Source organism: Rhodoferax saidenbachensis (genome assembly GCF_001955715.1).
In the GTDB taxonomy this organism is placed as follows: domain Bacteria; phylum Pseudomonadota; class Gammaproteobacteria; order Burkholderiales; family Burkholderiaceae_C; genus Allorhodoferax; species Allorhodoferax saidenbachensis.
Map to the genome: position 1 here is coordinate 194,512 of NZ_CP019239.1, position 20,171 is coordinate 214,682.

16 protein-coding genes and 1 riboswitch are annotated in these 20,171 nt (G+C 62.5%); of the genes, 8 read left to right on the forward strand and 8 right to left on the reverse strand.

The window, feature by feature from the left end; all coding sequences use genetic code 11:
* Nucleotides 1–32 precede the first annotated feature (32 nt).
* Together RS694_RS00990 and RS694_RS00995 are read right to left on the reverse strand one after the other, a co-directional pair.
* Entirely contained in the window at nucleotides 33–863 is an 831-nt protein-coding gene (locus tag RS694_RS00990) for a metallophosphoesterase (RefSeq protein ID WP_029707947.1), read from the reverse strand.
* Entirely contained in the window at nucleotides 860–1,816 is a 957-nt protein-coding gene (locus tag RS694_RS00995; protein WP_029707946.1) for a LysR family transcriptional regulator, read from the reverse strand. Before RS694_RS00995 ends, RS694_RS00990 begins: the two co-directional genes overlap by 4 nt.
* A 128-nt stretch (nucleotides 1,817–1,944) precedes the next feature.
* Here RS694_RS00995 and RS694_RS01000 point away from each other — a divergent pair, with 128 nt between their 5' ends.
* Entirely contained in the window at nucleotides 1,945–2,349 is a 405-nt protein-coding gene (locus RS694_RS01000) for a hypothetical protein (protein ID WP_029707945.1), read from the forward strand.
* 159 nt (nucleotides 2,350–2,508) lie between these two features.
* Here RS694_RS01000 and RS694_RS01005 read toward each other — a convergent pair whose 3' ends face one another.
* Together RS694_RS01005 and RS694_RS20950 are read right to left on the reverse strand one after the other, a co-directional pair.
* On the reverse strand, nucleotides 2,509–4,386 hold the full coding sequence (locus RS694_RS01005; RefSeq protein ID WP_029707944.1) for a phosphoenolpyruvate carboxykinase (GTP): 1,878 nt from the start codon (nucleotides 4,384–4,386) through the stop codon (nucleotides 2,509–2,511).
* Nucleotides 4,387–4,795: 409 nt separating this feature from the next.
* Complete coding sequence (locus RS694_RS20950) at nucleotides 4,796–4,930, reverse strand: hypothetical protein (protein WP_276324434.1); 135 nt, start codon at nucleotides 4,928–4,930, stop codon at nucleotides 4,796–4,798.
* A 180-nt stretch (nucleotides 4,931–5,110) separates the two neighbouring features.
* Between RS694_RS20950 and RS694_RS01010 the strand changes: the two genes are divergently transcribed.
* On the forward strand, nucleotides 5,111–7,438 hold the full coding sequence (locus tag RS694_RS01010) for an ATP-binding protein (protein WP_029707943.1): 2,328 nt from the start codon (nucleotides 5,111–5,113) through the stop codon (nucleotides 7,436–7,438).
* A gap of 21 nt (nucleotides 7,439–7,459) precedes the next feature.
* Here the strand turns inward: RS694_RS01010 and RS694_RS01015 are convergent, their stop codons facing one another.
* On the reverse strand, nucleotides 7,460–8,524 hold the full coding sequence (locus RS694_RS01015; protein ID WP_206538104.1) for a DUF2804 domain-containing protein: 1,065 nt from the start codon (nucleotides 8,522–8,524) through the stop codon (nucleotides 7,460–7,462).
* A 178-nt stretch (nucleotides 8,525–8,702) separates the two neighbouring features.
* On the opposite strand from RS694_RS01015, the gene RS694_RS01020 reads away from it, so the two are divergent.
* Nucleotides 8,703–8,993 carry a hypothetical protein gene (locus RS694_RS01020; protein ID WP_029707941.1) on the forward strand — a complete coding sequence of 97 codons (291 nt, stop codon included), beginning with the start codon at nucleotides 8,703–8,705 and terminating at the stop codon, nucleotides 8,991–8,993.
* 107 nt (nucleotides 8,994–9,100) lie between these two features.
* Here the strand turns inward: RS694_RS01020 and recQ are convergent, their stop codons facing one another.
* Complete coding sequence (recQ, locus tag RS694_RS01025; RefSeq protein ID WP_420805936.1) at nucleotides 9,101–11,002, reverse strand: DNA helicase RecQ; 1,902 nt, start codon at nucleotides 11,000–11,002, stop codon at nucleotides 9,101–9,103.
* Between the two features lie 184 nt (nucleotides 11,003–11,186).
* A riboswitch (S-adenosyl-L-homocysteine riboswitch) is annotated at nucleotides 11,187–11,279 on the forward strand.
* Between the two features lie 291 nt (nucleotides 11,280–11,570).
* On the opposite strand from recQ, the gene RS694_RS01030 reads away from it, so the two are divergent.
* A complete protein-coding gene (locus RS694_RS01030; RefSeq protein ID WP_029707939.1) occupies nucleotides 11,571–12,647 on the forward strand; it encodes a homocysteine S-methyltransferase family protein in 1,077 nt (358 codons plus the stop codon).
* 30 nt (nucleotides 12,648–12,677) lie between these two features.
* Here RS694_RS01030 and RS694_RS01035 read toward each other — a convergent pair whose 3' ends face one another.
* Entirely contained in the window at nucleotides 12,678–14,036 is a 1,359-nt protein-coding gene (locus tag RS694_RS01035) for a vanadium-dependent haloperoxidase (RefSeq protein ID WP_051391898.1), read from the reverse strand.
* Nucleotides 14,033–15,661: a CRTAC1 family protein gene (locus RS694_RS01040; protein ID WP_241464036.1), complete on the reverse strand. Its 1,629-nt coding sequence runs from the start codon at nucleotides 15,659–15,661 to the stop codon at nucleotides 14,033–14,035. Before RS694_RS01040 ends, RS694_RS01035 begins: the two co-directional genes overlap by 4 nt.
* Before the next feature lie 220 nt (nucleotides 15,662–15,881).
* On the opposite strand from RS694_RS01040, the gene xylF reads away from it, so the two are divergent.
* The 4 genes from xylF (at nucleotide 15,882) to RS694_RS01060 (ending at nucleotide 20,160) form a co-directional block, all read left to right on the forward strand.
* A complete protein-coding gene (gene xylF, locus RS694_RS01045) occupies nucleotides 15,882–16,901 on the forward strand; it encodes a D-xylose ABC transporter substrate-binding protein (protein ID WP_029707930.1) in 1,020 nt (339 codons plus the stop codon).
* Between the two features lie 137 nt (nucleotides 16,902–17,038).
* Nucleotides 17,039–18,175 carry a sugar ABC transporter permease gene (locus tag RS694_RS01050; protein ID WP_051391912.1) on the forward strand — a complete coding sequence of 379 codons (1,137 nt, stop codon included), beginning with the start codon at nucleotides 17,039–17,041 and terminating at the stop codon, nucleotides 18,173–18,175.
* Entirely contained in the window at nucleotides 18,172–18,960 is a 789-nt protein-coding gene (locus RS694_RS01055; RefSeq protein ID WP_029707926.1) for an ATP-binding cassette domain-containing protein, read from the forward strand. Before RS694_RS01050 ends, RS694_RS01055 begins: the two co-directional genes overlap by 4 nt.
* Before the next feature lie 24 nt (nucleotides 18,961–18,984).
* Nucleotides 18,985–20,160: an ROK family transcriptional regulator gene (locus tag RS694_RS01060; protein ID WP_029707925.1), complete on the forward strand. Its 1,176-nt coding sequence runs from the start codon at nucleotides 18,985–18,987 to the stop codon at nucleotides 20,158–20,160.
* The last annotated feature ends 11 nt before the right edge of the window (nucleotides 20,161–20,171 follow it).

The following is a 20,171-nucleotide window of genomic DNA, read 5'->3' on the forward strand; positions in this document are numbered from 1 at the left end:
TTCAGTAGCGGCTCGCGCATATCCCATGAGGGCTAGGGGCTGATTTCTATCAGAATATCAGGCACAAACGCGGCCTGCTCGTTCTTGCGCGCATACCCCAGCGGATTGGCCACCACGCGGCAGCCGCCCGCCGTGTAGTCGCTGGGCGCGTGCAGGTGGCCGTGCAGCCAGAGCTGCGCGTGCGGCAGCAAATCGTCCAGCGCGTTGCAGAAACCCGCCGTGCCCGGTGTCAGGCCGTAACGCGGGTCGGCACTGCGCAGGCTGGGCGCGAAATGGGTGATGGCCACGGTGGGGCCGTCAAACGATGTGGCCAGTGCGCCGCGCAGCCACTCCTGGCATAACAGGCCCTGCGCGCGCACGCCCTCGGCCAGCCAGGGCACGCCGTCGCGGGTGGTGCCGGTTTTTTTGAGGTAGTAGTTGGCCGCGCGGCTGGCCTTGTCGCGTGCCTTGAGCTGTTGCGCCAGGGCATGGTCGGCACGTGGGCCACGCACCGCCTCGGCCGCCAGCGCGTCAAAGTCGGTCCACAGCGTTGTGCCCAGCAGGCGCACGCCCATGAACTCCAGGCTTTCGCGCTCCAGCCACAGCAGCCCCAGGCGCGCGCAGGTGGCCTGCAGGCGCGCGTGGGCCACGTCAAAGTCCATGCCGTCGTATTCGTGGTTGCCCGGCACAAACACCACCGGTGTGGGCCAGCCGTGCAGCGGCGAGAACTGGCCCAGGCCAAAGTCGTCGTCCAGCAGTTGCGAACCCGGCTGGTACGAGCCCACGTCACCCGCCAGCACCAGCAGGTCGGCGCCAGGCGCGGGATGGGCCTTCCAGTGCGGGTGGGCTTCAAGGTGAAGGTCGGACAGAAGCTGGATTTTCATGGGGGAAAGGCTTGGGCCGCGAGTGTGGCGATTTGCGTGCGCAGCCAAGCGTGTGCATTGTCGGCGTCCTTGCGCTGGTGCCACAACGCATCCACCTGGATGGGAGATACGTTCAGCGGCAACTCGCGTTGCACCAGCTGGTCGGCAAAGCCGGTGACTTTGACAAAGTGACGCGGCAGTACGGTCAGCAGGTCCGAGTGGGTGACCACCTTACCCGCGGTGAAAAACTGGTTGACCGTGAGCACCACGTGGCGGCTGCGGCCTACGGCGGCCAGGGCTTCGTCGATGAAACCAAAAGCCCGCCCGGAAAAACTCACCAGCAGATGGCGTGCGGCACAGAAGTGGTCCAGCGTGAGCGGGCCTCCGGCCAGCGGATGGTCCTGGCGCATCACACAGACGTAGTCGCCCACGAACAGGCGGTGGTGGAGGTAGGACGGTGTTTCGCCTGCCTGCACCCGTGCGGTCAGGTCGGTCATCACGGCGGGGAAGTGGCCTATGGCCAGATCGGCCTGTCCTTCGTCCAGCAGGCGGCGCGGGTCGCGGGTGGTCAGCGGCACCACGCGCAGCGAAACGCCGGGGGCCTGTGTGGCGATGGCTTCCACCAGGCCGGGCAGGAGTTCTGCTGCGGTAGCGTCGGCCATGGTCAGTTCAAAGCTGGTGGTGGCCGTGGCCGGCTCGAACACGCTGGGCAGCAGCGCACCCTGCAGCCTTTGCAAGGTGTCACGTACGGCGGGCCACAGCTCCAGCCCGCGCGGTGTGGGTTCCAGTCCGCGGCCCTTGCGCACCAGCAAATCATCACCCAGTGCCTCGCGCAGGCGGCGCAAGGCGTTGCTTACGGCCGGCTGGGTTAGCGCCAGGTGGTGCGCCGCACGCGTGAGGTTGCGCTCGGACATGACCACGTCAAACACCTTGAGCAGGTTCAGGTCGAAAGTGCGGAGATTGAGCGGTGTCATGGTCAATCATTAGTTTAATGAATAGTTGGCATCACTAACATAAAGTTGAACAATACTAGTAAAAACCCTAGTATCACGCCATCTTCACGTCGAACCCGCATTCCGCTTCCCCGTCCAAGGAGTTCACCATGGCACGTTTCATCTCTTCCCCGCTGGTCGCTTCGGCTTCTGCTGGCTCGTCTACGGGCGCGCGCACTGCGCGCCGTGACCTCGATGGTTCCCGTACGCTAGCCGGCATGTTGCTGGCAGCTGTGTTGGCGGCCTTGCTGGTGGTGGCTGATCAGGTGATCGATACGTGGGCCGACGGCCACTTGCTGGTGGGCTGGGTTGCCTTGTGGACCGTGGCGTTTGCCGCGCTGGCCATTCTGGCACCTCCGCTGCGCCAACTGGCCAGCAGTATGGCCGCTGTGGTGGCCCGCTGGAGCCACGCGGCCCGCCAGCGCCGCATGGAAGAAACCATGTGGGAACATGCCAAGCAAGACCCACGCATCATGGCTGAGTTGCAAGCCGCCATGACACGCGAGCGCAGCTAAGCGCTTAGGCGATTCTTCGCTCCCAACAAAAAAGCCACCGGATCGGTGGCTTTTTTGTTGTCAGGTGCACCGGGTATTGTCCGATTCACCTTTCAGACTGTCTGCAGCGCAGGGTGTGTGCCGCAGAAGCAATGGCGGAAGTCTTGTTATTCCCGTGGATCAGGCTGCCAGGCGCTGTTCCAGCTGGGTTTTGGTCTCTTCGAGTTCCTTCGGCAAATGGTAGGCAAGCTGGGTGAACAGCTCGGTGTGGAGTGCGATTTCCGCTTTCCAGTCGGCCTTGTTCAGGCTGGTGACAGAGTCAAACTGGGCTTGCGTGAAGTCCAGCCCGGTCCAGATGATTTCGGAATACTGGGGCGCGACGCCAAAGCCGGTTTCAGTTCCGGTGGCCTTGCCTTCAATGCGGTCGATCATCCACTTCAGCACGCGCATGTTCTCGCCGTAACCGGGCCAGACGAACTTGCCATCTTCACCCTTGCGAAACCAGTTGGTCGTGAAGATCTTGGGCTGTTTGGCGCCGGACGTGGCCAGTTTGTTGCCGATGTTGAGCCAGTGCTGGAAGTAGTCGCTCATGTTGTAGCCCATGAAGGGCAGCATGGCGAACGGGTCACGGCGCACCACGCCGGCCTGGCCGGTGGCGGCGGCTGTGGTTTCGGAGCCCATGGTCGCGGCCATGTAGACGCCTTCGGTCCAATTGCGCGCTTCGGTCACCAGCGGCACGGTGGTCGAGCGGCGGCCGCCGAAGATGAAGGCGTCGATGGGCACGCCATTGGCGTCGTCCCACTGGCTGTCCAGCGCGGGGTTGTTGCCGGCGGCCACGGTGAAGCGGGCGTTGGGGTGGGCGGCTGGTTTGAGTTTGCCGTCCACGCCGGTTTCCTTGGCAATCGCGGGGGTCCAGTCCTTGCCTTGCCAGTCGATCAGGTGCGCAGGCAGGCCGCCGGTGTCTTTTTCCATGCCTTCCCACCAGACGTCGCCGTCATCGGTCAGTGCGACGTTCGTGAAGATCACGTTTTTGTCCAGGCTGGCCATGCAGTTGGGGTTGGTGTGGAAGTTGGTGCCTGGTGCCACGCCAAAGTAACCCGCTTCGGGGTTGATCGCGTAGAGCTTGCCGTCGGCGTTGGGTTTGATCCAGGCGATGTCGTCGCCGATGGTGGTGACCTTCCAGCCTTCGAAACCTTCCGGTGGTACCAGCATCGAGAAGTTGGTTTTGCCGCAGGCGCTGGGGAAAGCGGCTGCCACGTGGTATTTCTTGCCTTCGGGATTCGTCACGCCGAGGATCAGCATGTGTTCGGCCAGCCAGCCCTGGTCACGGCCCATATTGGACGCGATGCGCAGCGCAAAACACTTCTTGCCGAGTAGCGCGTTGCCGCCGTAGCCGGAGCCATACGACCAGATTTCGCGTGTCTCGGGGTAATGCACGATGTATTTGGTCTTGTTGCAAGGCCACTTCACGTCAGCCTGGCCAGCTTCTAGTGGCGCGCCCACGGTGTGCACGCAGGGCACAAACGCACCGTCCACGCCCAGCACGTCATACACCGCGCGGCCCATGCGCGTCATGATGCGCTGGTTCACCGCCACATAGGCGCTGTCGGAGAGCTCAATACCAATGTGGGCGATGTGCGAACCCAGTGGGCCCATCGAGAACGGCACGACATACATGGTGCGTCCGCGCATGCAGCCGTCGAACAGCGGTTGCAAGGTCGCGCGCATCTCGGCCGGGGCCATCCAGTTGTTGGTCGGGCCCGCGTTTTCTTTTTTCTCGGAGCAGATGTAGGTGCGGTCTTCCACGCGGGCCACGTCGGTCGGGTCGGAGCAGGCCAGGAAAGAGTTGGGGCGCTTGACAGGGTTGAGCTTTTTGAAGGTGCCGGCATCGACCAGTTGCTGGCACAGGCGCTGGTATTCCTCGTCGGAGCCGTCGCACCAGTAAATGGCGTCGGGCTTGCACAGGGCCGCCATATCGGCGACCCAGGCGATCAGGTGTGCGTTTTTGACGTAGCTTGGCGTGTTCAGCTTCAGGCCTTGCATTGCGGGTGAGTTCATGAAAAAGCTCCTAAGTTTGAAAATCGTCTTTTCAAAACGGGCTAGGCAGCAGAGCAAGCCCCGGACTTTGAGAAAACGGCTTCCAACGAACCGCCAGATAGGCCCAAGCCGTACTGGTCAGTTTGAATTTTAAGAACTGGTACCGGAGTTACATGGCGATTACATGTAAAAGATATGCAAAACTTGCATGACTTTATGTTTGTGATTTGACGCGCCAGAGACGGGCGGTGGTCCGGCGACCAAGAGAAGTGCGGGGGGATGTGTGCGGTCGCTGACCGCAGGGTATCTGGCGGTACGCCAGAACGGGCCTATTGCAGGACCGGTATACCTATAAGAACAAAAGAGAAATTACTGGTGCAACCGCAGCGTGCGCTACACCAGCCAGGACGGCGCGGAGCGCCCGTCCCGTTCAGGCCATGAAGACGGCGATAAAGGCCAACAGGAAAATCAGCACAGCGCCAGCGATGGGCAAGACGATGGGCATCAACGGCACGACGGCCTCAACGGCGTCGACTTCGTGGGCTTCGTTGTGGGGTGCAGACATGGCGCTTCTTTCAGAATTTCAAAGGGATTGGCGTGGATTTTAACTACAAGCCATCGAAGCGGTGTCGGGGAGTGGTGCGCAAGGCGCGGCACCATGGGACAAATTTTTGCCGCGGCACTTCCATCTTGGTGCAGTCTGCGTTATCGTAAAACCGGCACGACACCGTGCTGGAGGCGTTTGATGGCCAAGCGTTCGCTGTTCCAGCCCCTCAATGGGCACCTGATCCCCTCTCCGGGCCTGCTCGAAGCCCCGGTGCTGGATCTGATGTGCTCCCATTTTGTGCTGACCCTGGCCGCCCGCCAGGGGGCGAGCTTCAACGTGCGCCGCGATTTCAATGGCGTGGTGGGGCTGGCCGGGCGGCATTTGTTGTGGCCGGTCTCGGTTTTGGGGCGACTGCGGGAGTTTTTGGGGCGGCGCTGTGTGGGCAATGAACTCTGGCGCGGCCATGAGGCTTTGCCCGCCAACGAATTCCTGGCCCGCCACGGCGTCTGGCGCGGCCCTTACGACGAAGCTACGCTGTTCTTCTTTCTGGACGAATACGCCAAAGACCAGGCCAAGGATTTGGTGTCGGTGTTGTCCAGCACCGGTGAATGGCTGGGCCATGCCCTCAAAAAACAGTCCACGCTGGTTGAAAAAAATATCAATGCACTGGCCGGTTTGCTGCAGCTCAACAAGGCCGAACGCGCGCTGCTGCTGTACGGCACGCTGGCACGCTACCAGCGCGACATGCGCAGCATTCTGGTGGAGTTCAAGGTCAACAACGCGCCCGAGGCCTATGGTGCGCTGGCCGAGGTAGCGGGCGTGAGCCCGCAGGAGCTGGGCGAAGCCTTGCGCGCGGGCTCGCGGCTGGAGCGCATTGGGCTGGTGGAAAACCTGATCTCCGAGCACAACATCACCGACCTGGCCGACCTCATGAAGGTCAGCGAAAAACTGCCACCGGTGCTGATGCGCCACTACCGCGATCAGGCCGAGCTGATGGCGGTGTTCACCCGCCTGTCGACCAAAAGCAGCCTGGTGATCGACGATTTCGCCTTTGTCGCCGAGGACGCGCAGGTGTTGTGCAAGTTGTTGGCCAACGCGGTGGCGCGCAAGGAGGCGGGCGTCAACGTGCTGCTGTACGGCCCGCCCGGCACAGGCAAGACGGAGCTGGCCAAAGTGGTGGCGCAAACCGCAGGGCTGGAGTTGTTTGAAGTGGAGTACGCGGACCGTGATGGCAATTCCCTGAGCGGGCGCGACCGCTACCGTTCGCTGCAAATCGCACAGGTGTTCCTCAAGGGCAGTGCCCAGGCAGCTCTGCTATTCGACGAGGTGGAAGATGTATTTCCACCGCTGTCCAGTGAAGCTGCGCATTTGATTGCCCGGGCCGATGCGTCGGCCACGCCGCCCAACAGCAGCGTGAGCGGCAAGGCCTGGGTCAACCAGATTCTGGAAACCAACACCGTGCCCACTATCTGGGTCACCAACCGGATCGAGCAGATCGACCCGGCGTTCCGGCGTCGCTTTGCCTACCACCTGGAACTGAAATCACCACCACCCGGTGCACGCGAAGGCGTAGTGCGCAAGACACTGGAAGGCGTGCAGGTGTCCGATGCCTTTGTCGCGCGCCTGACCAGCCGCAAAGGCCTCACGCCTGCGCAAATCCGTACGGCAGTGCGCTTTGCCGAACTGGCCTGTGCCAGCCCGGCGCAAGAGCCCCGTGAAAGTCTGGAGGGCTTGATTGAGCGTCAGCTCAAGAATGCCGATCTGGCGCTGGGCAACCGCACGGCGGCTCCGACCAATACCCACGCGTCCACCCAATACGACCTGGCGCACCTGAATGTACAGACCCGTTATGAAATCCCGCGCATGGTGCAAGCGCTGCAGGCGCGGGGCCACGGCACGCTGTGTTTCTATGGCCCGCCGGGCACGGGCAAGACAGCATTGGCCGAGCATATTGCCAGCACGCTGAACAAGCCGCTGATCGTGCGCCAGGCCAGTGACCTGATGAGCAAATACATTGGTGAGACCGAGCAGAACATGGCCGCGATGTTCCGCGAGGCGGAGTCCGAAGGTGCCATCCTGTTGCTGGACGAGGCCGACAGCTTCTTGCTGGACCGCCGGGGTGCCCAGCGCACCTACGAGGTGAGCGAAGTGAATGAAATGCTGCAGGGCATGGAGCGTTTCCACGGCATCTTCATATGCACCACCAATTTGATGGACCGCATCGACCAGGCGGCACTGCGCCGGTTCACTTTCAAGATCCAGTTCAAGCCGCTGACGGCGCCGCAGCGTCAGGCGTTCTTTGTGGCGGAGGCGTGTGGAGGGGACGCGCAGCAGTGCACGCCGGAGCTGGCCGCGCAGCTGGCTTTGCTCGACCAGTTATGCCCCGGTGACTTTGCTGCAGTGAAACGCCAGGCGCTGATTCTGGATACGTTGCTGTCGCCGCAGGAATTCATGGAGCAGCTGCAGGCCGAGCACCGCATCAAGCCCGAAGTGCGCGAGGCGCGCAATATGGGTTTCCTGCAATAACGTGCGCGCAACGCCGCTGGTTCACCACCAGTTCAATACGTCTTCGGCAAACCCGAGGAACCGGTCCACCGTAATGCAGCGTCCGTCGTCCAGCACCACCGTGCCGCTGTAGTACCCAAACACCTGGTGTTGTGTCGAGCGGATCAGGCCCAAATGGATGCTGGAGTTGCGGTCCACGATGGGCGTAAACGCCATTTCAAACCGTTGGTCAGAGCTGGTAAAGCGCCAAGGCTGCGTGTAGTCCTTGGTGTCCATGTGGAAAGTTACGTCCGCCAGCTTGTGCGCCACGCCATCCACAAACAGCATGTTTTCGCTGGCAGGGCTGCGGTCGGTGAAGCCATAACCAATGTTCCAGCCCAGCGCATGGCCTTGGGCGTGGCCAGAGGCAGAGCCCCAGTACCAGCGGTTTTTGTAGGTCCAGTGGCCACGGCCCCAGTCCAGCGCGCCCATGTCGCGTTCCGGCGCAAAGGTGTATTGCTGCTGGCCGATGGTGAAGCCGCCCTGTGCGGGCATACAGTTGACTTTGCGGTTGTAGTAAAAAGCGCGCCGGTTTTCGGCCCAGGAGGTGGCGATGTTCATGCTCTCCATGGCCGCGGGCTGCTCCAGCGTGATGCTGCCGGTGATGCCCTTGTCGCCCTGCGCGTTCACCAGACCGGGTGCCGAAAAATTCAGCACCCGCTGCCCGCCGTTGTAACTAAATTCCACCTGCAGTTTCTTGTCGCCAAAACGGACAGTGCCTTCGTCGCTGCCCGCCGGGAAGCCGGTTTGGCCCATGGGGAAGAGGCTCAGCGTGTCGACCTGGTGGAACGTGCCGCGCCCCAAGTCCAGAAAACAGATGGCCGCCATGCCGATGTAGCCCAGATCGGCCACGGTCAGTGCGATGCCAAATTGCTGGTCGGGCGACAACACGCTGAAGTAATCCCATTCCTTGATGCGCCATTTCGGTGCGCGCACGGCCTGGCGGTCGTATTGCCACAAGGGGTGGCGGGCCCAACCTTCCCGGGTGATATGGCCCTCAGCGTTCAGCAGGGGGAGGGGGGTGGTGATCTCGGTTTGCATGGCGAATAGCTTAGCGGCAGAAGACACAAACCTACCTTGGGGAAGCACCCGATTGGGGAAATTTTAAAAAGACTGTCAACCGTTTTGGGGCGTGGGGCGTGATAGGTGCAGGCAGATGCCATAAAGAAACAGCGCGTTGGATACCGAGCTGAACGTCTTTGAAAGCATTCTTTCTTTCATATTTCATTCATTTTGTACGGCTGATATGCACCAAGACACCATCAAGGTTCCCGAAAAAGGCACTTACAAGTGGCAATTGTTCAACTACTGGTCTGACGAGTTTCGCCAAACCCATGCCGACCATTCGGCCTACATTGCGCTGAACTTTGCCGGTGCACTGGACGCCTGCCGTACCAAGCTGCAGACCCTGGTGCAACGCCACAGCCAATTGGCAGCCGACGCCAGTTGCGGCGCCCGCCACCAGCGCGCCATTGCCCGCCTGCAAAACACCATGTCTGGCGCGGCCATGTCGTACGAAAGCTGCTACCGGAAATAATGGCCCCCGACGCTCCGCCGCTGAGCGTGGTCACTGCCCCCTTCTCAAGGGGGCATTTTTTTGGCAACCCGGTGGAAAATTGCACCGAGCTATCGCCCTAGTCGCTGCTACTGCAGTGACACCACGCGCAACACCTCGTGCGCGTAGGCTTCCAGTTTCTTCGCCCCAATCCCGCTGATCCCCTGCAGGTCGTCCAGGGACTGCGGCGCCCGCTGGGCAATTGCGGCCAGCGTGGCGTCGTGAAAAATTACATAGGCAGGCAGGTTGTGCTCCTTCGCCACTTCGGCGCGCCAGGCTTTGAGCGCGGAGTAGCGCAGCAGGGCCTCGCTGTCCAGCGCGATCGGCGCCTTGACCACCGCACCCAGGCGTGCGCTGCGTTTGCTCTTGCGCTCCGCCGGGCCCGAGGCGGATTCGCGCAAGCCCACCTGCACTTCGCCTTTGAGCACGGCGCGTGAGCCTTCCGTCAACTCCAGCGTGTCGAAACTGTGGCCGTTGTCCATCGCCACCTTGTGCAGGCCCACGGCCCCGGTGGCGATCAGCTGGCGCAGCACGCCGCGCAATTGCGTCTCGCTGAACGAGGCGCCCAGGCCAAAGGTGCTCAAGGTGTCGTGGCCGAACTGTGCGACCTTGTCGGTTTTCTTGCCGCGCACGATGTCCATCAAATGCCCGGCACCAAAGCTGATGCCGCTCATCTGCTGGATGCGGTAAATCGTGGACAGCAGCTTGCGTGCTGCGTCGGTGCCATCCCAAATTTCGGGCGGGTTGATGCAGTTGTCACAGTTGCCGCAAGGCTGGCTTGGCTCGCCAAAGTAGCTGAGCAGGCGCACGCGGCGGCAGTCGGTGGCTTCGGCCAAGCCCAGCAGGGCGTCGAGCTTGCCGCGCATCACCTGTTTGAATTCCTCGCCGGCCGGGCTCTCGTCGATCATGCGGCGCTGGTTCACCACGTCCTGCAGGCCATAGCCCATCCAGGCCTGGGCTGGCAGGCCGTCGCGCCCCGCGCGGCCGGTTTCCTGGTAGTAACCTTCGATGTTTTTGGGCATGTCCAGGTGGGCGACAAAACGCACATCGGGCTTGTCGATGCCCATGCCAAAAGCGATGGTGGCCACCATGACGATGCCGTCTTCGCGTAGAAAGCGATCCTGGTTGGTCTGGCGTACCTTCTGGTCCAGGCCTGCGTGGTAGGGCAGGGCCTTGATGCCGGCGTCCACCAGCGTTTGCGCCATGTCTTCCACCTTTTTGCGGCTCTGGCAGTAGACGATGCCGGCCTCGCCTTCGTGCTCGCGTTCGATAAAACGCAACAGTTGCAGCGTGGCGTCTTTCTTCTCGACGATGGTGTAACGGATGTTGGGGCGGTCAAAGCTGCTGACAAAGGCGCGTGCGTCTTCGAGCTGCAGGCGCTCCAGGATGTCGGCCCGGGTCAGGTCGTCGGCCGTGGCCGTGAGGGCGATGCGGGGAATGCCGGGGTAACGCTCGTGCAGCACCGTGAGGTTGCGGTAGTCGGGCCGGAAGTCGTGGCCCCACTGGCTGACGCAATGCGCTTCGTCAATGGCGAACAAGCCGAGCTTGCCGCGCTCAAACAGGGAATCCAGCAGCGCCAGAAAACGGGCATTGCTCACCCGCTCCGGTGCGGCGTAGAGCAGGGTGATCTCGCCGCGCAGCAATTGCTGTTCGATCTGGTAGGCCTCGTCGCCAGTGAGCGTGGAGTTCAGAAAGGCGGCGCTGACACCGGCCTCGTGCAGTGCGCCCACCTGGTCGTGCATCAGCGCAATCAGCGGCGAGATGACCAGGGTGATGCCGTGCCCGGCCTGCTGGCGCGCGATGGCGGGGATCTGGTAACAGAGCGATTTGCCGCCACCCGTGGGCATGAGCACCAGCGCATCGCCACCTTCGGCCACGTGTTCCACGATGGCCTGCTGCGGGCCGCGAAATGCGGGGTAGCCAAACACCGTGCGCAGAATGTCGTGGCAGGCGTCCAGCGTAGCGGTGGAAGAATCAGAATTTGCTATCAAAACAGGAGCTGGTTGCGCAATATGGACGAGGGCTGGAGGCCTAAAAGACCATTAATTCGGGATGGTGGGCCGCTTGGCCCTGTTGTTCCACCGGGGTCTATTGTCGGGCATGGCCGCGTCCAGCCCTGCGGCCAGCGTGGTCAGGCGGGCCACTGCCAACGGCGGTTGTGAACTAAAATCGATGCTTACCAAGGGGCGCTGCAGCTGGCGCCTGTCCAGACCCCGGTCCGGCAGGTTGTTCGGTCAGGCTTGGGGACTCCAACTGCGCTCACTTGTTTAAAACCAAGAGCCTGTTCAAAGCCTTTATAGGGTCACGTTGGGGCGCAATCGGGATGCGTTGACTGCCAACATTTCGCCGTGTGGGCTCATGCCCACACAAGGAATTTGGTGGGCAAATCGCCCGATTTCGTCCCAACCCGAAGGGCAAGTGCCTTTTCGGGCGATCTGCGGCGTTGCAAAGCCTTGCCGGGCATCAGCCCGGCTGCGTTTTGCGCCTAGCAGCCCATCCCGAAAAGGTACTTGCGTGACCCTATAAAGGTTTTGAACAGGCTCTCAGTGAGCCGCACCCATGAAGCCCATCACCTACACCCGCGCACAAGCCCTGCCAGGCATTCTGGAAAGCCGCATCGCCATCCTTGATGGCGCGATGGGCACCATGATCCAGCGCTTCAAGCTCGGTGAGGCGCAATACCGCGGTGAAGGTTATACCGGCCCCGGCAGCCAGGGCGACCGCTTCAAAGATTTCCATAAGGACGTCAAAGGCAACAACGAGTTGCTGAGCCTGACGCGCCCCGACGTGATCAGCGACATCCATGAGCGCTACCTCGCCGCAGGCGCCGACCTGATCGAAACCAACACCTTTGGCGCCACCACTGTGGCCCAGGCCGACTACGACATGGCCGAGCTGGCTATGGAGATGAATCGGGTGTCCGCCCAACTGGCGCGTGCCGCCTGCGACAAATACAGCACCCCCGACAGGCCGCGTTTTGTCTGCGGTGCCCTGGGCCCTACGCCCAAGACGGCCAGCATCAGCCCTGATGTGAACGACCCGGGCGCGCGCAATGTGACCTTTGAAGAACTGCGCGCCGCCTACTATGAACAGACCAAGGCGCTGGTCGAGGGCGGCAGCGATGTGATCCTGGTCGAAACCATTTTTGACACGCTGAACGCCAAGGCCGCGCTGTTTGCGGTGGATGAGTACTTTGAGGACAGCGGCCACCGCCTGCCCATCATCATCAGCGGCACGGTGACCGATGCGTCCGGCCGCATCCTGAGTGGCCAGACCGTCACCGCCTTCTGGCACAGCGTGCGCCACGCACAGCCGCTGGCCATCGGCCTGAACTGCGCGCTGGGTGCGGCGCTGATGCGCCCCTACATCCAGGAGCTCAACAAGGTGGCGCCTGACACCTTCATCAGCTGTTACCCCAACGCCGGTCTGCCCAACCCCATGAGCGACACCGGTTTTGACGAAACCCCGGACGTGACCGCACGCCTGGTGCGTGAGTTCGCGGCCGAGGGGCTGGTCAATATCGTGGGCGGCTGCTGCGGTACCACGCCCGACCACATTGGTGCGATCGGCGAGGCCGTGTCGCCGCTGGCGGCGCGTTCACGGCAGCGCAGTTTCTTCTACAAGGAAGCAGCCTAGGGCTGAAAGCTGCGTCGCGGCGCCTGGCCGTCAGTGCGCCAGCTTGAGCCCCAACACCTGTTGGGCCACGCAGCGCCCCTGCACCTTGCCGCTCTCGATCGCACTGCGGAAGTGGATGCCCGCGTACATGCGCGAGATCGCGGCCTCATCCGCCGCCGCGCGGAAGCTGGCGAAGGTGCGTGGGCCCCAACCGCGGTCGTTGTGGGTGTTGTCGGTGAAGGGCTTGTTGGCCCCGAACACCGCATCCAGCACATCTGCCGCCGCACCCGACTGCACCGAGTGCCCCGAGGGAAATTCAGGGAAGGCTGGCGTGTGCATCAGCGTGGGTACCCAGTTGCTGTCAATCACCAGTTGCACATAGGTCACCGGGCGGAGCAAATTCACGACGTACTTGGTTTTCCAGCCCGCAATGAAGGCGTCGCCCATGGCCATGTTCAGGCGCACCAGGGTCTGGGCAGCCTGGGCCAGGTTGGCTTTTTGCTGCTTGAGCAGGTCGTTGGCGATGTAGAGCCAGTGGCCCGCGGGCGTGGGGGTCTTGAGGGGGTCATCCGCCCAGTACAAGGCTACCTGGCGCTGCTCCTGGGTCGCCTTGTTGCTCACCTGGTAGACCTCGTTGGCTTCCTTGTAGAAGGCGGAGCCTGGGCTCTCGGAGTAGGGCGGAGGCAGCGGTGCGGCGCAGGTTGTGCTGGCTTTCAGCACAAAGGGGCGCACATCGCCCCACCAGGGCAACAGCGCCGGCGCAAATGCCGGGGGCGTGGCGGACCACTGGCCCTCGCCACTCGGGGGCACATAGTTTTGCTGGTTGCGACGCAGCGGGCCCCAGGCCTCGTGGCCGCCATCGGTGCGGGCCCAGGTCATGATGGCCATGGCCATGAGCTTGCCAAAGGTTTCGGACCGGTTGGTGATCTCGGGCGTGACGGTGTTGGGGTCAAAGTCCTGGCTGTACTTGAGCGGCAGGCTGCGCTCCAGCAGGTCAATGCGGGCCTTGTTCTCGGCACTGGCCGTGGGAAACATCATGCGCGTCATGGTGGCCATGGAGGCATTGGCCACGGTGGGCCAGTGCAGCACTTCATCGGGCTGGGCCCAAGGCAGCGACTGCAACTCGTTGAGCTGGCCGGCCAGGCTCTGGTTCTGCGGCATGCCGGGCACCACCGACTCGTACAGCGTGAGCCCCAGGTAAGCAAAGGCGCGCGACGCCACGGGCGGGCTGAAACCCGGCGTCTGCTGGGTCAGCAGCAGTGCCAGGCTGAACCACTCGGTGGCCACGCTGGCGCTGAAGGCGCTGGCTGGGGCCGCCACGGGCGGGGCCTGCTGAGCGTGCACCGGCAAGAAGGCGCTGGTCCAGGCGCAAGCCCATGCCAGACACAGAGAGAGCAATCGGTGTTTCATGGGGCTTTCCAGTTCACAAGGCCTTGGGGGCTGAGGGTGTAGAAGGCGTCGGCCTTGGCGGGCATCCAGTCGCTCCAGCCGCCATGGGGCCACTGCACGCGCAACTGGGCTGTGGCAGCGGTACCCAGGCCAAAGTGCATCCAGCCCAGGTGGCCGCTGGCGTGGCCACCACCCACCGTGAGTTCCTGGCGGATGACGGGGGCAGCATCACCCTCGCCGAGCTTCACTTCCACCCACGCGCCCACCGCGTCACGGTTGCCGGCAGGCTGCTGCAGGCGCAGCTGCAACCAGTGGCCCGCACCCGCCGTCGCACCGCTGCTGGTCTGGCGCCAGAGCTGGGCCTTGTCCCAGCGGTTCACCACCAGCACGTCCAGCAGGCCATCGCCATTCAGGTCCACCACCATGCCACCGCGCCCGCGCTTGAAGCTGGCCAAGCCGGCCTGGCTGCCCACTTCCACAAAATGGCCATCGGCCTTTTGCAGCAGCAGGTTGTTGGGGTCCAGCGTCGCAAAGTCGGGCATGGTGGAGACATTGCCCTTGACCACAAACAGGTCCGTCAAGCCGTCGTTGTTCATGTCGGCAAACTGCGCGTGCCAGGCGGTGCTGGGGTGCACATCGCCGCCCACATAGGGCCGGTGCGCGGTGACGCCGCGTTTGAACGCCATATCGGTGAAGCGCGGCTGACCAGCACCCGCCTCCAGCGTCTGCAGCTTGTTGTCCGACATGCTGGTCAAAAATACATCGGGGTAACCGTCGCCATTGAGGTCGTGGCTGGCAATGCCCATGCCCCAGATCTGCAGCGGCTTCCAGCCCTGGGCCGCGGTGTAGAGCGTGGGCGTAGCACCTGCGGGCACTTGCCAGAGTTGCTCTTCACCGCCCTTGTAGTACTCGCGGTCATTGCTTACGCGCAGCGCGGCCGTGCCCGAGCGGTTCCAGTCGGAGAACAGCATGGACAGCGCACAGTGGCCGGGCACCAAAGGCGTGGCCGGCTGGTAGCCGCCCCCCTCTTTGGGGCGCAGCAGCAGGCCGGGCGTGCAACTGCCCCAGGGGAACTCGGGCTTGCTGCGGTCGGTATAAGTGCCGATGGCCAGTGTGGGCCAGCTTTGGCCCTGCTCCCAGGTGGCAGATAACGCGGTGTGCCAGCCGTTGCCGGTGTGAATGTTCCAGGCATCGTTGGCGCGCTCGAACTTGCACTGGCCCAGGCCTTTGAAGACCTGCACCTCGCCCACGCGCAGCACCGCCAGGTCGGTCTGGCCATCGCCGTCGATGTCCAGCGGGTAGGCACCAATGGCGTTGGTCAGCTCCAGGCCCGAGCGCTCTTCCTGTAGTTTGAGCGCACCGCCGCGGGTACTGCGATTGCGGTAGAACTTGGCCTTGTTGACGCCGGCGGTGGCATAGACCTCGGGCAGGCCGTCACCGTCGCAATCGAAGGTGGCCACACCGCCGCCCACCATGTATTCGCCCTCACCTTCAAAGCGGCTTTGCAGGCCGGCGGTGTCGGTCTCTTCGGCAAAACGGGGGACGGCCGGCGGTGGTACATCGGCCGCCAGCGCCATCTGGGTCAGGAACAGACCCGCCACAGCGGCGCGCACGGCGGACCGCGAAATCCAATCCAGAGGGGCCACGCTGGAATCCTTTGTGAAAAATGAAAGAACTTTCCAATCTTATTAAGTTCGATCAATAAACTATGTCGGGTTTATCCCTATACGCTTCCATTTCAAGTCTCTTGATAATTAGTTTGTCGTTCTTACTAAATGCACCGTGTTGCATTTACGGCAGCACGATGACTCAGAAGAGTCCGTCCAAAACCATAGGCCTCTCACAGGCCAATTACCGGAGACAACGATGAAACTGAAGACAACATTGACCGCCTTTGCCCTGAGCATGGCTGCGGCTGGCGCATTTGCCCAAGTGGTGGGCGTGAGCTGGTCCAACTTCCAGGAAGAGCGCTGGAAGACCGACGAAGCCGCCATCAAGGCCCAGTTGACCAAAGACGGCGCCACCTACATCAGCGCAGACGCAGGCGGTTCTCCCGAGAAGCAGTTGGCCGACATCGACAGCCTGATCTCCAAAGGCGCCAAAGCCCTGATCATTCTGGCCATGGACAAGGACGCGATCCTGCCCGCCGTGAACAAGGCCAATCAGCAAAAAATCCCCGTGGTCGCCTATGACCGTTTGATCGAAGCGCCCGGCGTGTTCTACATCACCTTTGACAACGTGGAAGTGGGCCGCATGCAGGCACGCGCCATTTTTGCCGCCAAGCCCAAGGGCAACTACGTGATGATCAAGGGCTCGCCGACCGATCCCAACGCCAATTTCCTGCGCGGTGGCCAACAAGAAATCATTGACGCTGCTGTGAAAAAGGGCGACATCAAGATCGTCGGCGAGGAATACACCGACGGCTGGAAGCCCGAAGTGGCCCAGAAGAACATGGAACAAATCATCACCAAGACCGGCGGCAAGATTGACGCCGTGGTCGCGTCCAACGACGGCACTGCCGGCGGTGTGGTGGCAGCCTTGACTGCCAAGGGCATCAAGGGCATTCCCGTGTCGGGCCAGGATGGTGACCACGCTGCGCTGAACCGCGTGGCGCTGGGCAGCCAGACTGTGTCGGTATGGAAAGACGCACGCGACCTGGGCCGCGACGCTGCGGCTGCTGCCGTGGTACTGGCCAAGGGCCAGAAGGTTGCCGGAGCCCAGACCTGGAGCGGTGGCGAGAAAAAGGTGCCGTTGCAGGCCCAGTTCCTCAAACCCATTCCTGTAACCGCTGCCAACCTGGACCTGGTGGTCAAGGCCGGCTGGATCAAGAAGGATGAGTTGTGCAAGGGTGTGGACGCTGCCAAGGGGCCTGCTGCTTGCAAATAATGTGCGTGTCTCTCTGAGTTAGCCACCTCCAACCGCGGGCTGGGGTCAGCCCGCGGTTTTTTTATGTCCTGCGGAGAACGCATGTGAATCCCGTTTTGAATTCGCTCAAGCACGCGGCCATCGATTGGCGCCTGGTGATGATGGGTACGGTGCTGGCAGCCATTGCCATCGTCTTCAACATCCTGTCTGGCGGACTGTTTTTGTCCCCCGAGAATTTGTACAACATCGCCCAGCAGACGGCGGTGGTGGGTGTGGTCGCTACCGTGGTGGTGCTGATCATCGTGGCCCGCCACATCGACCTGTCGGTGGGCTCGGTCATGGGCTTTGTTGGCGTGCTGATTGCCACGCTGATGTACACCGCCAACTGGCACTGGGTGCCGGCCTCGTTGGCCGGGCTGGCCGTGGCGATTGTCGTATCCGTGTACCAGGGCGCACTGACGGCCAAACTGGGCGTGCCTTCGTTTGTCGTCACGTTGGGCGGCCTGATGTCGTTTCGTGGCGCCGCCTTTTTGGTGGCTGACGGCAAGACCCAGCCAGTCAATGACCAGTTTTTCCAGCGTCTGGGAGGTGGCTTTGACGGCGCCATTGGCGTGGGCCCGAGCTGGGTACTGGCCGCCGTGATTGTGCTGGCCCTGGTGGTCCAAATGTGGGCCAAGCGCCGTGCCAAAGCCTCGTATGGCGTGCCCAACAACCCGCTGTGGCTGGACGCCGCCATTGTGTTGGTGCCCGTGGCCATCGTGCTGGCGTTTGTGGCCTCCATGAACAGCTACCAGATCATGAACAAGGACGCCCCCCAGGGCATCCCGATTCCGGTGCTGATCTGGGCCGCCGTGGCCCTGGTGTTGTCCTTTATCGTGCACCGCACCCGTTTTGGCCGTTATGTGTTTGCCATGGGAGGCAACCCCGAAGCGGCCGCGCTGGTGGGCATTCCCGTGCGCAAGGTCACTCTGATGTTATTCGCGCTGATGGGTGTGCTCATCACCATCGCCGCCATGGTGTCGATTGCGCGCCTGAACGCGGGTACCAATTCGCTGGGCACCAGCATGGAGTTGTATGTGATTGCCGCAGCCGTGATCGGCGGCACTGCGCTGGCCGGGGGCAGCGGCTCCATCCTCGGTTCGGTACTGGGTGCCCTCATCATGCAAAGCATAGACAGCGGCATGTTGCTGCTGGACGTATCCATTGGCGTGCGCTACGTGATCATCGGCCAGGTGCTGATTGCTGCGGTGGTGTTTGACGTGATTTACCGCCGGCTGACAGGAGATACGGTATGAGCAGCATCGAACAACAGGCGTCGCAAGAGGTGCTGGTGGAGATGCGCCATGCTGGCAAGTCCTTTGGCGGCGTGCATGCGGTGGACGACGTGAGCATCAAACTCTACCCCGGCGAAGTGGTGGCCCTGCTGGGGCACAACGGCGCGGGCAAGTCCACACTGATGAAAATGCTGGCCGGTGCCTACCCGATCGACAGCGGCGACGTCTTCATCAGCGGCGAGAAGGCCAACATCCGCACCCCTGTGGATGCGCAGCGCTGCGGCATCGAATCCATTTACCAGACCCTGGCGCTGGCCGACAACCTCGACGCTGTGGCCAATCTGTTCCTGGGCCGCGAACTGTTGACGCGCTGGAACACGCTGGACGACCACCGCATGGATGCCGAGGCACGCAAGGTGTTCCACCGCCTGAACAAGAACTTCAAGAACGTGCGCACGCCGGTGCGCCGTCTCTCGGGCGGGCAACGCCAGGTGGTGGCCATTTCGCGTGCGATTTACTTCAACGCCAAGATACTGATCATGGACGAGCCCACGGCCGCGCTGGGCCCCGAGGAAACCGCGATGGTGGGCAATCTGGTGCGCCAGCTCAAGGCCGAAGGCGTGGGCATTTTTCTCATCACCCACGACATGCCCGATGTGTTTGGCCTGAGCGACCGTCTGGCCGTGATGAAAAACGGCAAGTTGGTAGGCACCTACCGCACTGGCGATGTGACCGAGGACGAAGTTCTTGGCATGATCATCGCAGGCAAACAACCCGAGGGCAAAGCGCAAACCCACAGCCTGTGAGGCTGCGCGACTTCCCGCACCACCATGAAAACCATTGGCGACCAACAACTTGTCAAACGCATCAACCGCAGCGTGTTGCTGCGGCTGCTGCGCAACCAGAGTGGCCTGTCGCGCGCCCAACTCGCGCAGGAAAGTGGGTTGACCAAATCTACCGTCAGCCTGCTGGTGCGCGAACTGATCGACGAAGGCTGGCTCAGCGAAACCGATGTGCCCGCAGCCCAGGGGCTGGGGCGCCCCTCCACCCCCCTGCAGATTGACAGCCGCAGCCGCGGCATGATCGGTGTGGAAGTGGCCGTCGAGGCCCTGCGTGTGGTGGGCGTGTCGCTCACTGGCCAGGTGTTGTGCGCACTGGAAGAGGCGCTGGGTGGCACCAAACCCGAAGACGTCTGCAAACAAGCCGCCCGTCTGGTGGCCCGCACCCATGCCCAGCTCACGCAGCGCGGCGTGCAGCTTGCCGGTGTGGGCGTAGGCTTGCCCGGCGCGTTTGACGAGGCCACCGGCATGTTGCGCTTTGCCCCCAACCTGGGCTGGCGCAATGTGGACTTTGTGCCGCTGATCACCCAGGCGCTGGCCCAGGCCGGCTTACCCCCGGTGGCCGTGCATGTGCAAAACGAAGCCGATACGGCCGCTCTCAGCGAATACGAATTCTCCGAGGGTGATGCCAAGGACTCGCTGATTTTTGTGACCTGCGGCGCCGGTGTGGGCGCGGGCATTGTGCTCAACGACCGCCTGTTTACCGGCATGCAAGGCATGGCTGGCGAAATTGGCCACAGCATTTTGCAGATCGACGGGCCCTTGTGTTCGTGCGGACGCAAGGGCTGTGCAGAAACCTTTTTTGGTGCCCGCACCCTGGCCAAGCTGCCCGAACCGGCCCAGGGCGGCCACTACCTGGGCGTGGTATTGCAAAACCTGTGGACCACCTTCAACCCCAGCATGCTGGTGGTGGGCGGCCCCTCGTGCGACACCTACCCCGGCATTGTCCAGGTCGCCCAAGACACCTTGCAAGCGTACGCGACCAGCGCTGGCATGACTGCCCCTACTGTGCGCGCTGCGCGTTATGGCTTGCTGGCTTCTGCCGTAGGTGCTGCCGCGCTGGTACTGCACCACGACCTGCGTCCTATGCATGCCCGCATGTCTGCGTTGGCGGCACGCCCGGCAGACGCAATAGAGATTTCTTCCACATCCACCATCGCGGCATAAATCGCCGCACA

Coding starts and splice junctions, on each gene's coding strand:
- RS694_RS00990 (WP_029707947.1), bottom strand. CDS start 863: ATGAAAATCCAGCTTCTGTCCGACCTTCACCTTGAAGCCCACCCGCAC.
- RS694_RS00995 (WP_029707946.1), bottom strand. CDS start 1,816: ATGACACCGCTCAATCTCCGCACTTTCGACCTGAACCTGCTCAAGGTG.
- RS694_RS01000 (WP_029707945.1), top strand. CDS start 1,945: ATGGCACGTTTCATCTCTTCCCCGCTGGTCGCTTCGGCTTCTGCTGGC.
- RS694_RS01005 (WP_029707944.1), bottom strand. CDS start 4,386: ATGAACTCACCCGCAATGCAAGGCCTGAAGCTGAACACGCCAAGCTAC.
- RS694_RS20950 (WP_276324434.1), bottom strand. CDS start 4,930: ATGTCTGCACCCCACAACGAAGCCCACGAAGTCGACGCCGTTGAGGCC.
- RS694_RS01010 (WP_029707943.1), top strand. CDS start 5,111: ATGGCCAAGCGTTCGCTGTTCCAGCCCCTCAATGGGCACCTGATCCCC.
- RS694_RS01020 (WP_029707941.1), top strand. CDS start 8,703: ATGCACCAAGACACCATCAAGGTTCCCGAAAAAGGCACTTACAAGTGG.
- RS694_RS01030 (WP_029707939.1), top strand. CDS start 11,571: ATGAAGCCCATCACCTACACCCGCGCACAAGCCCTGCCAGGCATTCTG.
- RS694_RS01035 (WP_051391898.1), bottom strand. CDS start 14,036: ATGAAACACCGATTGCTCTCTCTGTGTCTGGCATGGGCTTGCGCCTGG.
- xylF (WP_029707930.1), top strand. CDS start 15,882: ATGAAACTGAAGACAACATTGACCGCCTTTGCCCTGAGCATGGCTGCG.
- RS694_RS01050 (WP_051391912.1), top strand. CDS start 17,039: ATGATGGGTACGGTGCTGGCAGCCATTGCCATCGTCTTCAACATCCTG.
- RS694_RS01055 (WP_029707926.1), top strand. CDS start 18,172: ATGAGCAGCATCGAACAACAGGCGTCGCAAGAGGTGCTGGTGGAGATG.
- RS694_RS01060 (WP_029707925.1), top strand. CDS start 18,985: ATGAAAACCATTGGCGACCAACAACTTGTCAAACGCATCAACCGCAGC.